14 protein-coding genes are annotated in these 15,223 nt (G+C 65.3%); 10 read left to right on the top strand and 4 right to left on the bottom strand.

The window, feature by feature from the left end:
* The 8 genes from ACFPPA_RS13410 to ACFPPA_RS13375 all read left to right on the top strand — a co-directional run bounded on the left by ACFPPA_RS13410 (position 1) and on the right by ACFPPA_RS13375 (position 3,687).
* On the top strand, positions 1-117 hold the full coding sequence (locus tag ACFPPA_RS13410; RefSeq protein ID WP_377319471.1) for an IS3 family transposase: 117 nt from the start codon (positions 1-3) through the stop codon (positions 115-117).
* A gap of 90 nt (positions 118-207) precedes the next feature.
* The gene (locus ACFPPA_RS13405) at positions 208-570 is read left to right on the top strand and encodes a hypothetical protein (protein ID WP_377320647.1); all 363 of its coding nucleotides are present in this window, start codon (positions 208-210) and stop codon (positions 568-570) included.
* A gap of 24 nt (positions 571-594) precedes the next feature.
* Complete coding sequence (locus ACFPPA_RS13400; protein ID WP_377320645.1) at positions 595-921, top strand: nucleoside triphosphate pyrophosphohydrolase family protein; 327 nt, start codon at positions 595-597, stop codon at positions 919-921.
* A 72-nt stretch (positions 922-993) separates the two neighbouring features.
* Positions 994-1,287, top strand: a complete 294-nt coding sequence (locus ACFPPA_RS13395) for a cupin domain-containing protein (RefSeq protein WP_377320643.1) — start codon at positions 994-996, stop codon at positions 1,285-1,287.
* Between the two features lie 118 nt (positions 1,288-1,405).
* Positions 1,406-1,645: a hypothetical protein gene (locus ACFPPA_RS13390; protein ID WP_377320641.1), complete on the top strand. Its 240-nt coding sequence runs from the start codon at positions 1,406-1,408 to the stop codon at positions 1,643-1,645.
* 837 nt (positions 1,646-2,482) lie between these two features.
* Complete coding sequence (locus ACFPPA_RS13385) at positions 2,483-2,743, top strand: hypothetical protein (protein ID WP_377320639.1); 261 nt, start codon at positions 2,483-2,485, stop codon at positions 2,741-2,743.
* Positions 2,744-2,807: 64 nt separating this feature from the next.
* The gene (locus tag ACFPPA_RS13380) at positions 2,808-3,209 is read left to right on the top strand and encodes a hypothetical protein (RefSeq protein WP_377320637.1); all 402 of its coding nucleotides are present in this window, start codon (positions 2,808-2,810) and stop codon (positions 3,207-3,209) included.
* A 19-nt stretch (positions 3,210-3,228) separates the two neighbouring features.
* Positions 3,229-3,687 carry a GNAT family N-acetyltransferase gene (locus tag ACFPPA_RS13375; protein ID WP_377320635.1) on the top strand — a complete coding sequence of 153 codons (459 nt, stop codon included), beginning with the start codon at positions 3,229-3,231 and terminating at the stop codon, positions 3,685-3,687.
* A 131-nt stretch (positions 3,688-3,818) separates the two neighbouring features.
* Here the strand turns inward: ACFPPA_RS13375 and ACFPPA_RS13370 are convergent, their stop codons facing one another.
* The 4 genes from ACFPPA_RS13370 to ACFPPA_RS13355 all read right to left on the bottom strand — a co-directional run bounded on the left by ACFPPA_RS13370 (position 3,819) and on the right by ACFPPA_RS13355 (position 10,085).
* Entirely contained in the window at positions 3,819-6,095 is a 2,277-nt protein-coding gene (locus tag ACFPPA_RS13370; RefSeq protein WP_377320633.1) for a xanthine dehydrogenase family protein molybdopterin-binding subunit, read from the bottom strand.
* A complete protein-coding gene (locus ACFPPA_RS13365) occupies positions 6,092-6,628 on the bottom strand; it encodes a (2Fe-2S)-binding protein (RefSeq protein WP_377320631.1) in 537 nt (178 codons plus the stop codon). Before ACFPPA_RS13365 ends, ACFPPA_RS13370 begins: the two co-directional genes overlap by 4 nt.
* A gap of 51 nt (positions 6,629-6,679) precedes the next feature.
* Positions 6,680-8,005 carry an APC family permease gene (locus ACFPPA_RS13360; RefSeq protein WP_377320629.1) on the bottom strand — a complete coding sequence of 442 codons (1,326 nt, stop codon included), beginning with the start codon at positions 8,003-8,005 and terminating at the stop codon, positions 6,680-6,682.
* A 151-nt stretch (positions 8,006-8,156) separates the two neighbouring features.
* On the bottom strand, positions 8,157-10,085 hold the full coding sequence (locus tag ACFPPA_RS13355) for a S53 family peptidase (protein WP_377320627.1): 1,929 nt from the start codon (positions 10,083-10,085) through the stop codon (positions 8,157-8,159).
* 532 nt (positions 10,086-10,617) lie between these two features.
* Between ACFPPA_RS13355 and ACFPPA_RS13350 the strand changes: the two genes are divergently transcribed.
* Positions 10,618-12,132, top strand: a complete 1,515-nt coding sequence (locus ACFPPA_RS13350; RefSeq protein ID WP_377320625.1) for a fumarate hydratase — start codon at positions 10,618-10,620, stop codon at positions 12,130-12,132.
* A gap of 350 nt (positions 12,133-12,482) precedes the next feature.
* Positions 12,483-15,110, top strand: coding sequence for a bifunctional aspartate kinase/diaminopimelate decarboxylase (locus ACFPPA_RS13345; protein ID WP_377320623.1), 2,628 nt, complete (start codon positions 12,483-12,485; stop codon positions 15,108-15,110).
* Positions 15,111-15,223: the final 113 nt, after the last annotated feature.

The following is a 15,223-nucleotide window of genomic DNA, read 5'->3' as shown; positions in this document are numbered from 1 at the left end:
GTGCAAAGCTACATCGATTTCTACAACAACAAGCGCTTACACTCCGCCTTGGGTTATCGTTCTCCCGTCGAGTTCGAAGCCAGTGCGGCTAACCAACCGGTGTCCACTTTTGCGTAGGAACTCTCCGTCTTACCGCCGGCTGCGCCGGCGGCAAGCCGCTGCTCATGTCGAACGTCAGACGTACTTCGATTTATCCAGGAGATTCACATGTTGGCTGTAGAGGACTCGAACTTTACGAAATCGTTTGCGACGAGTTGGTTCATGCTTGCCACCGCATTCATTTCGCTTTGGCCCCTCACAAATGTTGCGTTTTTGTTTGCCTCGGCACTGTTTGCCGCTTCGGGTTCCGTTGCATTGTATGGCCAATTTCGTCGTACACCGGGGGCACACCGCGCACGGTCCATGGCGGGCGGTGTCCTTGCGGCACTCATTTTCGTCGTGTTCGCGCAGATCCAGATTGGCTACCACGTTGGCAAATACATGGCGCTGCAGGACAACGGAGCCTGCCGGGTACAAGTTCAAGGTACGCCTGACATCTCAACGCAGCTGACGCGCTGCACGCGCCGCTAATTTCAAGCGTTATGTGTGGTCAACATGAACTTCACTGATCTAAAAGAATCTGCGCTAAGGCTCAATGAGCTTTACGAACAGCTTGAAATTAAGATGTATGGACGTGTGTGGACCACGGAAGAGCTTGCACTCGGTTTCGTTGGCGATGTCGGTGATTTGGCAAAACTGATTCAGGCGAATGCAGGCGTCCGGAAGATTGACGACTTCAGGGCGAAGCTTGGACATGAGTTGTCAGACTGCCTCTGGTCAATCATCGTTCTTGCGAATAAGTGTGGCATTGATTTGGAGGCAGAGTATTCGAAGAACACTGGAGAATTAATAGAGCATGTATCCAATGAGCTGGACACATAAAAACTCATTCAAGCCGATGCCGCTTGGCGGCGAAGCTTAATTCAGGCGTTGGTCATTGGACGAACAAATCTTATGAGCCCGATCAATCTGAAATCCGAAGTTGCAGAAGAGAAAACCTGGAAGTCCATTGTCATTGCCCGAGTTGCTGGAGCAAACATCAAGGTAATGCGCATGGACGGCGCGCCTTATCCTGACGAGTCACACGACTATCCGGAGGGATTGCTGGTTGTTGACGGCCAACTGAACCTCAGAGTTGGCTCGGAGGCAATCAAGGTTCGGGCCGGCGAGATATATGTGGTTCCAGTCGGAGTTGCGCACGCCGTGGACCCGGGTAGTACGGGTACACTGATCGTTTTTGATGCGTGAGGCCTGACATCTCGTTCAAGGCGGACGGCTCCGCCGCCGCTCAATTCCGGCGTTGGACCGTTCGGAACCGTATCGTCCTGATTGCCATCTTTCGTTCATCTGCAAGGGGGAGTTGCTAATGAAGGTTATCGAATCCGCTCTGCTTCTGATCGCGGGTACCGCGTTGCTTACGTTCGGCGCCATCTCAATCGGATTTTTTCCGCGTCCAATCACGTTCAGCAATCCAAACCTGCTCGTGGAGGCGCTTGCCATCGCTGGCATGGCATTCTTCGCACTTGGTGCTCGCGGTATCTATCGCGCTCATCGCGCCATCCCCGGCAATGGCCCGTTGGCTTCGTCGCCGGACGAAGCGGCCTAGCCGGTCGTCCAGGCGGACGGCTCGAGCGCCGCTTAACTCCAGCGCCAGGGCTCAAGCATGCAGACCGCCACTTCAACGGTCACCTGGATGTCAGCTGCCGCCTTCGTGGCCCTGTGGTTTGTGGCCGCATACTGTCTCGCGCGCGCTTACCCCCTCATCAAACAGCATGGGCGTCCATCACTACGAGCCGCCCTTTCGCTGTCATCGCACCGAGATCGCTCACATCCTGCGCATCGCCATGTGCACTGCTTTCTGTTCGCATGTATATTTTCCTTGGCTTCATGGGTTATCGCTGCCACGGTGGGCGTGTCAAGCGGCGTGTTTCACTAGCGCGCCACCCTGATGTCCCGTTCAAGGCGGACGGCTACGCCACTGCTTGACTCCAGCGTCAGATCTGTAGGGGAAGCATTGTGATCAGACAAATCGGGCTTGCACTACTTCTTCTACTTGCGCTGTCGGCCTGCTCTACGATGCAGTACACGCCGAATATGCAATCCGCGTCAGACGGCGGCGTTCGTGTCCTATACCGTTACCCGCACGCCAGTTACACAATTCTCCGCACATCCGATGTCGACTACTACTATCCACCGGGTAACCGCGAGCCATCCGTCACTGATGCGTTGCCATCACTCAAGGAGAAAGTCCTGTCGGCAGGTAGTAATGCGCTCATTGTGCGCGATCACCGCATGTGTAGTATCAATCGGTGCATCAGCATTTCGGCTGAGGTTCTGCGTGTAGACTGGTCGACGTTGGGGCGCACACAGCCCTGACATGTTGTTCAATGCGGGCAGTTATGCCACCGCTTAATTCCATCGTCAGGTCCTCCATGGGGCATCCATGAATTCCGAACAAGCCAATTCAGTCGCTGAGGCGGTCTTGCAGGAGCCGCAAGCTCAACAGGCTGCTGTCGCGCAAAACAGCGCTAGCCGTGTCCGCCTCCTTTCGGCCCGTCGTCGTGCAGCCATCTACGGTCTCGTGGGCTTTGCCGCTGGTGCGCTGGCGGGTTACTCGATCTTCCCCAGGGTTCTCCCTGCTGCGATCATCGGCATGGGGCTTGGTACGGTCATCGGGCGCTGGTTCGTTGGTCGCGGGGCCTGACCATTCATTCGAGGCGGACGGCTGCGCCGCCGCCCAACTCCATCGATATTCCTCAGGAGTAGCCATGTTGCAGCCCATCAAGAGCTTCGCTACCGGAATCGTGTCGGGCGCTCTCACTTATGCTGCATCCATTTACGTACTCGCTCATACGAATGCCCTCGTCATGCCACGTGGCTTTCCTCCTGCGTTGTGGATTGGGGTGGTCGTCTTTGGTCTGGGTGCGGCATTCGTGGCGTTCCTGATTCACTGCGTTGCAATTCGGGTACTTGCCGCAAGAGACATGCCCGCCTTCATCGGATTCGCAGCAACAGTTGTCGTTGTCATGGCTGCGACTGGTTTGCTGGCCAACAGTGGCAAAGCGATTGCCTCGTGGCTTGTCGGGGCGCTGTTGGCATCGTTGGTCCGAGGTCTTCGGAGGTCTGACCGGTCGTCCGCGCGGATGCGTGAAAAGCCGGGTCCTGCTTGAGTCCAGTGGCAGGCATCGCATGAGCAGCATCGCCATTCGAGAAATTCTGGAGAGCGACCACGCACAGTGGCTGCAACTCTGGGCTGGATACAACGCCTTTTACGGGCGGTCTGGCGCCAGCGCCTTGCCGACTGCGGTCGTGGAGACCACCTGGCAACGCTTCTTCGACCCGTCGGAGCCCGTCCACGCGCTGGTCGCGGAATGCCGTGGCCAGCTGGTCGGGCTTGCGCACTACCTCTATCACCGCAGCACCATACAAATTCAGCCCACTTGCTACATGCAGGATTTGTATACCGCGGAACAGTCACGCGGCCTCGGTGTTGGTCGCAAGCTGCTCCAGGCCGTGTACGACCGGGCCCTGGCAGCGGGTGCTCCCAGGGTCTACTGGCAGACGCATGAAACCAACAGCACTGCCATTCAGCTGTACGACAAGGTGGCGGAGCGCTCCGGATTCATCGTCTACCGCAAGCTGTTGTAGTCCTGGCGTCATTGGCGCCGTTTGCCCGGCATGTCGCTGCAGCCGACGTGCGACGGGCGAGGCAAGACGAGCATCGAGTTCGCCGCCCGCGGCGGAGCGGCAGCGCCCCGGTCGACCCCGGCACGCGTCACTCACAACAGCCGCAGCAGTTCCTTCATCAGCGGCAACCGGCGCACGCGGACGGCGCTGGCGCGGAACACCGCATTGGCCAGGGCCGGCGCGGCGGTGGGCATGGCCAGGAAGCTGGCGCCCGCCGGGGGCCGATCGTCCGGCACGGTGATGACTTCCACCGCGTTGGGGAGCTGGGCCACGCTGGCCAGCGGGTAGTCCTTGAAGCTGTGTTGCTGGACGCGGCCGTCCTTGAAGGTGATGGCCGGGTTCAGCGCGTTGGACAGCGCGTCGAGGGTCGCGCCGGCGACCTGGCCCTGCAGGCCCAGCGGATTGATCACCCGGCCGACATCGACGGCGCAGACGACGCGCTGGATGATCAGCTTCTCGCCCTGCATGGCGGCCTCGATGGCATGCGCCACGTACGCGCCGTCGATGTGCCAGCAGGCGATGCCGAGTCCGTTGACGCTGCGCAGCCAGTTCTTCCACTCGATGCGGTCGGCGACCAGTTGCAGCACGTTGAGCAGGCGGCCGATGTCGAGCATGCCGCCGCTGCTCAGCGGCAGCTGGCGTGCCTCGCCGAGGATGCGCAGGCGGGTCTTCAGCGGGTCCTCGTGCAGGAGATGGGCGATTTCGTCGATGAAGCTTTCCACCGCGAACGCGTTGCTCAGGTGCGGCATGCCGCGGAACGGGCCGCGCGGGATCGCACTGGCCTGGCTGTACCAGTCGCTGCGGTAGTTGGGGATCAGGCCGGCGGGCAACTGGTCGGCCTGCAGCTCGGACGTCCACAGGCGGTCGTCGGGCACGTTGCGATGAGCCAGTGCGGAGGCGCTGGCCATGCGCTGGTTCCAGCCGGTGACATGGCGCTTGCGGTCGATGATCGCGTTGAGCTGGTGCACGCTGCCGGAACGGTAATAGTCGTGACCGAAATCCTGCTCGCGCGTCCACAGCAGACGCACCGGTTTGTCGACCGCCTTGGCCAGCATGACGGCCTCGGCCACGTAGTCGTGGTCGAGCCGGCGACCCAGGCCACCGCCGACGCGGGGCACGCGGATGTCGATCTGGGCGGGGGCCAGGCCGGTCAGGCGCTGCACCACGGCCCAGGCTTTCTGTGGTGCCTGGGTCGGCACGACGAGACTGGCCTGATCCTTGTCGAGTCGCACCAGGCAGTTCATCGGCTCGGCGGTGGCGTGGGCCAGCCACGGCTGGAAATACGTGGCGTCGAGCCGCCGCGCGGCCTTCTTGCCGGCGGCCTCGATGTCGCCGTCGTTGCGTACGCGGGTGGTCGGGTCGGTCTGCCCGCCGAGCAGGGCGCTGGCCTGCTGCTCCAGCGCATAACTGCTTTCGCTGCCGCTGGCGCCGGGCTTCCATTCAAGCTTGAGTTTCTCGCGGCCCTGCAGCGCGGCCCAGGTGTCCTCGGCCAGCACCGCCACGGCCGGAGCGATCACCGTGCTGCCCCAGGGCTGGTTCGGCTCGGGTTTCAGCTGCACCACCTTGACCACACCCTTGACCGCGAGGGTATCGGCGGTGTCGATGCGCGCCAGCGTGCCGTCCGGCCAGGGGCAATGCACCAGCACCGCGACCAGCGCGTCGGCATAGTCCTGATCGATCGCGTAGCGGGTCTGGCCGGTGACGATTTCGCGCGCGTCGACATCGCCGACCGGCTGGCCGATCAGGCGATAACTCGCCGCGTTCTTCAGCGGCGGCAGCTTGGTGGGCAGGGCGATCTGGCTGGCATCGGCGGCCAGGCTGCCATAGGTGACGCGACGGCCGTCCGGTGCGATCACCGTGCCCGAATCGCAGCGCAACCGGTTGGCCGGGACGCCGAGCCGGCGTGCCGCCGCCTGCAGCAGCAGCCAGCGCGCGGTCGCGCCGACCTGGCGCAGGTCGTTCCAGGCGGCGGGAATCGAGCCGCCGGTGCCGCCGATCTGGCGCCCGTAGGTCCAGCGCGGCTGGCCGTCGTTGTTGCTGACGCCCAGGCCCAGCGGCACCACGTCGACCCGGTTCCAGTCCGCGTCGAGTTCGTCGGCAATGATCCGCGGCAACGCGGTGGCCACACCGGTGCCGGTGTCCGGGTCGCGCGCGCCGATCAGCACGGTGCCGTCGACGTCGATGCGCACGTAGGCACCGAGGTCGTAGAAATGGTCGCCGAGCAGGGCCGCCGGCAGCGGCGCATCGGCCGCGTCGGCCATGCGGATGCCGACCACCAGCGCCCCGGCGGTACCGGCGAGGACCTGCAGGAAGCGGCGGCGCGAGAGGCGGATCTGGTTGGTTGGCTGGCGATCGCGCGGCTGGCTCATGGCTGGCCCGCCTTGCCGGCGGCGACGCGCTTGATCGCGCGACGCACGCGGGTCTGGCAGCCGCAGCGGCACAGGTTCGGCAACTGGTCGATGTCGTCGTCGCCGGGTTTGCTCTTGCGCCTGAGCAGGTCGACCGCGGCGATCAGCCAACCGGGCGTGCAGTAGCCGCAGCCGATCGCATCCTCGTCGATGAAGGCCTGCTGCACCGGATGCAGGGTGCCGTCGTTGGCGGCCAGGCCTTCCACCGTGGTCACCTGGCTGCCGGCCAGCGTGGTGACCGGCTGGCCGATAGCCGACACTGCCTTGCCATCGACCAGCACCAGGTCGGCGCCGTTCTCGCCATGCTCGCCGGCGTACTTGGTGCCGGTCAGTCGCAGGATGTCGCGCAGATACCACAGCAGCGGCATCTGCGGATCGCCGGTATGACGGTAGTGCTCGCCGTTGATCTGAAGATCGATGCCGTCGCGCACCTTCTCGGGCACGATGCCGCTGGGCGGACTGGTCGGCAGGATCTGGGCTTGCACGGGCGTCATTCAAGCATTCCTCGAAAACTGTCCGCGTATTGTGGCATTGCCGCCGCTGCGTTAGGGGCGTGCGTGGCTGAACAGCCGGCGCCAGAAGAAATACACCGGCACGCCGGCGGCCATGATCAGCAGACCCATGCCCGCGTTGCGCGGATTGTCGCGCATGGTCATCGCCACCACCCACGCCACGATGCCGATGAACAGCAACGGCAGCCACGGGTAGCCAGGCACGCGGAAGCTGGTGGCCTGGTTCGGCTGGCGGCGATACCAGAACAGCGTGGCCACGCCGACCGCGCAGGCCAGCCAGTCGCCGAAGGTGGCGTAGTCCAGCAGCTGGCCGTAGCTGCCCGACAGCGCCAGCACGATCGACCAGCCGGACAGCAACAACAGGGCGGTATTCGGCGTGCGGTAGCGCGGATGCAGCCGCGCCACGGCGCGGAAGAACAGGCCGTCCTCGCCCATCACCTGCAGCACGCGCGCGCCGGCGACCAGGGTGATGTTGCAGAAGCCCAGGGTGGAGATCGCCACGCCGAGCGCGATCAGGCGGGCACCGAAGGAGCCGAACACCTGCTGCATCACGTCGGCGGCCGGCGCGTGGCTGGCCGCCAGGCCGGCATGGCCCAGCACCGCCAGGTAGGCCACGTTGACCAGCGCGTAGGCGGCGATCACCAGCAGCATGCCCAGGGTCAGCGCGCGCGGCAGGGTGCGCTGCGGCTCGCGCACTTCGCCGGCCAGGTTGTTGAGATAGGTGAAGCCGGAATAGGCGAACAGCACCGGCAGCGCCGCGCCGATGAAGCCGACCCCCGCGTGCGCCGGGTCGGCGGCCAGCACGCCGGCATGGCCGGCGCCGGCGAAGAACAGGCCGCAGACCACCAGCACCGCCACTGCCAGCAGCTTGAGCAGGGCGAACACGTTCTGGATCTGCGCGCCCAGGCGGATGCCGAACAGGTTGATGCCGCTGACGAAGACCAGCGCGCCCACGGTCAACGGCAGCGCCATCGACGGCGGCAGGCCGAACAGCGCCGAGGCGTAGCTGGCGAAGATCGTGGCCACCGCCGCGGTGGAGCCGGAATAGATCACCAGCAGCATGGTCCAGCCGAACAGGAAGCCGGCCAGCGGCCCGAACGCCTCGCGCAGGTAGACATAGGTGCCGCCGGCGTGCGGCCGGCGGGCGCCGAGCTCGGCAAAACACAGCGCGCCGATCAGGGTGAGCAGGCCCGCGCCAACCCAGATCAGCAGCAGCGCCAGCCCGGATTCGGTGCGCTGGGCGGCGATGCCCGGATTGAGGAAGATGCCGCCGCCGATGATGCCGCCGACCACGATCAGGGCGGCGTCCCACGGGCGCAGGCTGCGCAGGTAGGTGGATGAGGGCGGGGTCTCACTCATGCTGCGGTCGCTGCGGGAAGGGCAGGCGAGCATGGCGATTCGGCTGGCCGGCGGCAAGTCCCCCGAACACGAAGGCGGGCCGGATGGCCCGGCCCGCCATTGGAGTGCACATGCTGCGTGGAACGCGTGGTTCCTTCAGCGACGCGGGCGGCTAGAAGCCGCTGCGCAGGAACAGATCGAAGTTGGCGACGTTCAGCGTGCCGATGCCCGCACCCGGGTCGTAACCCGGTTTCCCGTCGTAGAACCAGTCGTCACCGGCCCGGATGTCGTGGAACGAGGTATACCGGCCCGAGCCGAAGATCGCGTGCAGCAGGTAGACGTGCGGGTTCCAGAAGCCGATGCGGTGGCGGGAGCTCTGCGTCAGCAGCGCGCTGATGCCGTTGAGCTGCGGCGCCACGAAGCTGGTGCCGCCCGAACTGCCCCATCCGCCATCCGTGCTGGAGTACACCGCATAGCCGGTCTCCGGATCGGCATTGAGCGAGATATCCGGGACGTTCCGGCCACGGAAATTGCCGGGCAGCTTCAGCAAGGTGGTGGGGCCGGCCTGCGGGTCGTTGTAGACCAGCGACTGCCTTTTCTCGCTGCGCCGGGTACCCCAGGTGATCCGCTGATACCAGGGCTGCCTCCAGTAGACGCTCACCCCGCCACCGCCGCCGACCGAGAACAGGTCGACCGCGCCGGGGCCGAAGTTGGTATCGAAATAGCTCTGCAGATAGCCCCAGCCCCAGACGCTTTCCTTGTCGATCGATCCGGTGGGATTGCCCGCGCCAAAGCTGAAGCTGAAGGGCCGGGTGGTGCCGCCTGCGGCCGTCACGTACGGGTCGGACGCCGGTGAGTCCACCGTCAACGGGGCGCTGAACTCGCCGGGGCCGTTGCCCGCGCCGAGGCTTCGGGCGGTGTCGTAGGCGCCGGAGTCGCCCGAGGCGACAAACACCGACTGGCCCTGGGCGGCGGCTTCCATGAAGATCTGGTCGAACGCCCGCAGGTCACCGACATCGCTGGTGTCGTTGTTGCTGGCGCCGGCGACATTCAGGGCAGCGAAGTTGAAGATTTCCGGGAGACCCCAGCTGGTGGAAATGCTGTCGGCCCGATTGTCCGACACGGCCTGCAGGAACGCGTCGGTGAACCCGTTGCCCGCATTCGGCGCGTCGTATACCAGGATATCGGCGGACGGCGCGATGCCGCCGGACTGCTCCACGTCCAGCACGGTTTCGCCGCTGCCGCCGTCGATGGCCGCACCGCCGTCGACGTGAATCTGGGTGATCCGGTCGGGCTTCGTGGTCAGGCCGATCGCGTCCCAGTAGGTCTGGGCATCGGCGGGGTAGAAGTTCGAGAGGGTGACGATGCCGATGGTCGAGCCTTCGCCCGTCACGCCATGCTTGTACAGCGGGTTGATGTTGTAGAAATCCGCCACGTCGCCCACCGTATAGTTGCCCGGCTGGCCACTGGCGGAGGGATTGCCATCGGCCTTGGCGCTGGTGCCCAGGGCATTGACCGTCGGCGCCAGCTTCATCGTGTTGCCGGGAAGCCGGGGTGCGCTGATGCGATGCGAAAGGTACTGGCGTTCGTTGCTCAAGCCCGTGGCGAACGCCACCGTGTTGGCGATGGCCGTCGGCAGCAGCAGCGATCCGACCGGTCGATGGAAATGCCGCCCCGTTTTCGGCGACGAAAATTCATGGATGGACGTCTGGAACATGTGGCTGAACTGGCTCATCGTGCCACTGGTCTGGATGGCCAGATGGTTGGCCATGATCTTGCTGTCGAGACCCTGGGCTTTGAGGAAGGCCTGGACGTGGGCGATTTCGGCATCGGTGGCGCCGTACGTCCTGGCGAACTGATCGGTGCTGAGGAACTTCTGGAAATTCGGGCTGCCCTGGGTGGTTGTCTGCTGGATGAACCTCTCCAGCGCCGTCTGGTTGTGCAGCTTGAGCATCAGCGTGACGTGGATCGGCTGGGCCGCCGGCGCCAGGCCCATGTCGGTTGCTGCTTGCTGACCGTTCGCCATGGCGACGGTGGTGAAGCCGGCGAACAGCAGCGTCAGTGATGCTGCCAATGCCTTGCGATGAAGCTTTGCGTGCATGAATTGAAACCTCCGAGTTGTCAGAATTTCTGCCGGGCAGCGAATGTCGTGCCGATGAATGGCCAAGGCACGGCCAACCCGCTTCCGGTCAGGCCGTGAAGCACGTCATCAAGAGCAGAAGTGGAGCCGTAGCTATCTACGGCAGTAGCGCTGCCCCCCGGCAGCGCATGACCCCGACCGAGTCTTGCACGCAAGCGGACGTGGTTGGAAGGCTTTTGCGCTAGGAAAGATTCCTAGCAAGGCCCGCGCATAGTCTCGTATCTGTTGGCTGCCAAGCGATGATGGATCCGGTCATTCCACGCACGTCGATTGAGTCATGCGCGACGTGCATGTGAAGACCTGCGCGCAGCTTTGCCTGGCCTGGGCCCGAATGGCCTGGCCTGGTGGCTTCCGATTGCACGCGAGCGGATCACACCATGCACGTCAGAGGCCTGCCTTCGGCTTGTCGGTCGATTTGCGGCACAATAAGAGGGTTGTGCGTCGCCAGCGGCCGTTGGCGCCGCGGCATTTTTCCGGAGCCGAAGCCAGCGCCATGACCCTCATCAAGCAAGACGATCTGATCCAGTCGGTAGCCGACGCCCTGCAGTACATCAGCTATTACCACCCGGTCGACTACATCAAGGGCCTGGCCGCCGCGTACGAACGCGAGGAAAGCCCGGCCGCGAAGGACGCGATGGCGCAGATCCTGATCAACTCGCGGATGGCGGCCGAAGGCCACCGGCCACTGTGCCAGGACACCGGCATCGTCACCGTGTTCCTCAAGGTCGGCATGAACGTGCAGTGGGACGCCACGCTGTCGCTGGACGAGATGATCAACGAGGGCGTGCGCCGCGCCTACAACGATCCGGACAACAAGCTGCGCGCCAGCATCCTGGCCGATCCGGCCGGCAAGCGCATCAACACCAAGGACAACACCCCGGCGATCATCAACGTGTCGATCGTGCCGGGCGACACGCTCGACGTGATCGTGGCCGCGAAGGGCGGCGGCTCGGAGGCGAAGTCGAAGTTCGCGATGCTCAACCCGTCCGACTCGATCGTCGACTGGGTGCTGAAGACCGTGCCGACCATGGGCGCCGGCTGGTGCCCGCCGGGCATGCTCGGCATCGGCATCGGCGGCACTGCCGAGAAGGCGATGCTGCTGGCGAAGGAGGCGCTGATGGAGCCGATCGACATCCAGGAGCTGATCGCGCGCGGTCCGTCCAGTCGTGCGGAAGAGCTGCGCATCGAGCTGTACGAGAAGGTCAATGCGCTGGGCATCGGTGCGCAGGGACTGGGCGGTCTCACCACCGTGCTCGACATCAAGATCAAGGACTATCCGACCCACGCGGCGAACCTGCCGGTGGCGTTGATTCCGAACTGCGCGGCGACCCGGCATGCGCATTTCACCCTGGACGGTTCCGGTCCGGTGATGCTCGACCCGCCGTCGCTGAAGGACTGGCCGCAGCTCACCTACGACAGTTCCAAGGGCCGTCGGGTGAACCTGGACAGCGTGACACGCGAGGACGTGGCCAGCTGGAAACCGGGCGAGACCCTGCTGCTCAATGGCAAGCTGCTGACCGGCCGCGATGCCGCGCACAAGCGCATGGTCGAGATGCTGAACAAGGGCGAGCCGCTGCCGGTGGATTTCAAGGGCCGCTTCATCTACTACGTGGGCCCGGTCGATCCGGTGCGCGACGAGGTGGTCGGCCCGGCCGGCCCCACCACGGCCACGCGGATGGACAAGTTCACCGAGCAGGTGCTGGCGCAGACCGGCCTGCTCGGCATGGTCGGCAAGGCCGAGCGCGGCCCGGCGGCGATCGAGGCGATCAAGAAGCACCAGTCGGTGTATCTGATGGCGGTCGGCGGCGCGGCCTACCTGGTGTCCAAGGCGATCAAGGCCTCGCGCGTGGTCGGCTTTGCCGACCTGGGCATGGAGGCGATCTACGAGTTCACCGTCGAGGACATGCCGGTGACGGTGGCGGTGGATTCGGCCGGCACCTCGGTGCACCAGACCGGACCGAGGGAGTGGCAGTCGCGGATCGGCAAGATCCCCGTGGTTGTTCAATAGGGAAAAGTCGTGCGCGCAGCGCACGCGTTCGCCTCCTCGCCCCGCCGGGGAGACGACTGAATGGATGCAGGAGGTAGAGCGATGCAGGGAGCGATTGCCGAGGATTGAGGTGAGGGCGGGTGCTCGCGGGAAGGTCTGGCAAACGGCTTTCCTCTGATGAGATTGCGTGGCGGCGTGTCCCCTCACCCCAGCCCTCTCCCCGGAGGGGAGAGGGGGCAAGGCAGGCGCCTCGGAAAGATTGGAAGTCTAAACGGCCAAACGAGAAATTCACGCCGGCCATTGCATTTGTTTTGCCGCAGCGCAACACTGGCGCGACGAATTTTTCGACCACACGACGACACCGGATAACCGTGAGCCTGCCAACCCCTGCGCCGCTGCCCGCCAACGCCCCCTGGATCGTGATGAAGTTCGGCGGCACCAGTGTCGCGACGTTGCCGCGTTGGCAGAACATTCGTGAGCTGGTCGCCAGCCGCCATGCCGAAGGCGCCCGCGTGCTGGTGGTGGTCTCCGCGCTGACCGGCGTCACCGACGCGCTGAAACAGCTGTGCGTCGAAGGCGAGCGGGGCCGGCGCAACGATGCCGCCAGGGCCATCGCGCAGCGCCACTACGAACTACTCGAACACATGCAGCTGGCCCTGCCGGACACGCTGGGCGCCCGGCTCGGTGATCTGGCCGGGCTCGCCGATGCCGGTGCCGCCGCCCTGGGCGAGCTGGCCTGGCAGGCGCAGGTGCAGGCGCATGGCGAGCTGATGTCCAGTGCGCTGGGAGCGGCGTTCCTCAGTCACAGCGGGCTGCCCACCGAGTGGCTGGATGCCCGCGACTGCCTCACCGCGGTGGCCTTGCCGAACCAGAACGAGCGCACCCGGCTGCTGTCCTCGATGGTCGACTCGCGCCCCGATCCGCAGCTGGCCGCGCGGCTGGCCGGGCAGGGCGAAGTGTTCATCACCCAGGGCTTCATCGCGCGCGAGGCCGGCTCGGACGCGCGCGCCGGCCGCACGGTGCTGCTCGGGCGCGGCGGTTCGGATACCTCGGCGGCGTACTTCGGCGCCTTGCTGAAAGCGCAGCGGGTGGAAATCTGGACCGACGTGGCCGGCATGTTCACCGCCAACCCGCGCCAGGTGCCGGGCGCGCGCCTGCTGCAACGACTGGACTACGAGGAGGCGCAGGAAATCGCCTCCACCGGCGCCAAGGTGCTGCATCCGCGCTGCCTGCAGCCGCTGCGCGAGCCGCGCGTGCCGTTGCTGATCAAGGACACCAACCGGCCCGAGCTGGAAGGCACGGTGATCGGGCCCGAGGTGCGCGCGCATGCGCCCAGCGTCAAGGCGATCAGCGCGCGCAAGGGCATCACCCTGGTCTCGATGGAATCGGTCGGCATGTGGCAGCAGGTCGGCTTCCTCGCCGATGTGTTCACCCATTTCAAGCAGCACGGCCTGTCGGTGGACCTGATCGGTTCGGCCGAGACCAATGTCACGGTGTCGCTGGATCCCACCGAGAACCTGCTCGACTCCGACGCCATCGCCGCGCTGGCCACCGACCTGGCCAAGGTGTGCCGGGTCAAGGTGATCGCGCCGTGTGCCGCGATCACCCTGGTCGGCCGCGGCATGCGTTCGATGCTGCATACGCTTTCCGGCGTGCTGGCCGAGTTCGGCCAGCTGCGCGTGCACATGATTTCGCAGTCCTCGAACAACCTCAATCTCACTTTCGTGGTGGACGAGGAGGTGGTCGACGCGCTGCTGCCGCACCTGCACGAGTTGCTGATCACCGCCGGCGCCCTGCGCACCGACGACAGCGACCTGTTCGGTCCCAGCTGGCAGACGCTCTACGGTGGCGGCGAAACGGCCGGCGCGGCGACCGCCTGGTGGCGCGGAGCGCAGCGGCCGGCGCTGCTCGAGCTGGCCCGCGAGGCCACGCCGCGCTACGTCTATCACCTGCCCACGGTGCGCCAGCAGGCGCACGCGCTGAAGACCCTGGCGGCGGTGGACCGGCTGCACTACGCGGTGAAGGCGAACACGCATCCGGCGATCCTGGCCGCGCTGGCCGCGGAAGGCTTCGGCTTCGAATGCGTGTCGCCGGGCGAGCTGAAGGCGGTGATGGCCGCGGTGCCGGAGTCGGCGCCGCTGCTGTTCACGCCGAACTTCGCCCCGCGCGAGGACTACGCCCGGGCGCTGGGAACCCGCGCCACCGTGTCGCTCGATTCGCTGTATCCGCTGGAACACTGGGGCGAGTTGTTCCGCGATCGCGAGATCGTGCTGCGGGTCGACCTGGGCCGTGGCCTGGGCCATCACGAAAAGGTGCGTACCGGCGGCAGCGGCAGCAAGTTCGGCCTGCCGGTGGATCAGCTCGATGCGTTCCTGCGCCTGGCCGATGCGCATGGCGTGAGCGTACGCGGCCTGCACGCGCACCTGGGCTCGGGCATTCTCGACGAGGCCCACTGGGGCGAGGTGTACGCCCAGCTGGCCAGCCTGGCCGAGCGCATCGGCAGCGTCGGCTTCATCGACATCGGCGGTGGCCTCGGCGTGCCGTCGCATCCGGGAGAGGCCGCGCTGGACATGGTGGCGCTCGATCGCGTGCTGCGCGAGGTGAAGGCCGCCTACCCGCACTACCAGCTTTGGATGGAGCCGGGCCGCTATCTGGTCGCCGACGCCGGCGTGCTGCTGGCGCGGGTGACCCAGCAGAAGGGCAAGGGTGCGCTGCGTTACCTCGGCCTGGACACCGGCATGAACAGCCTGATCCGCCCGGCGCTGTACGACGCCTGGCACGAGATCGTCAACCTGAGCCGATTCGACGAACCGGCCACCGGCCTGTTCCAGATCGTCGGCCCGATCTGCGAGAGCGGCGATGTGCTCGGCACCGACCGCCGCCTGCCCGAGGCGCAGGAAGGTGACGTGATGCTGATCGCCCAGGTCGGCGCCTACGGCAAGGTGATGTCCTCGCGCTACAACCTGCGCGACGAGGCCGATGAGGTCATTATCGATTGACGCCTATCCTCCTCTCCCCTTTGGGGAGACGACTGCATGGATGCAGGAGGTAGAGCAATGCAGGGAGCGATTGCCGAGGATTGAGGTGAGGGGCACGCCGCCTCAGGCTCACA

The organism is Rhodanobacter ginsengisoli, assembly GCF_042657065.1.
Taxonomy (GTDB): domain Bacteria; phylum Pseudomonadota; class Gammaproteobacteria; order Xanthomonadales; family Rhodanobacteraceae; genus Rhodanobacter; species Rhodanobacter ginsengisoli.
Note: the sequence above shows the minus strand (reverse complement) of the source record. Positions and strands in the feature narration are given on the sequence as shown.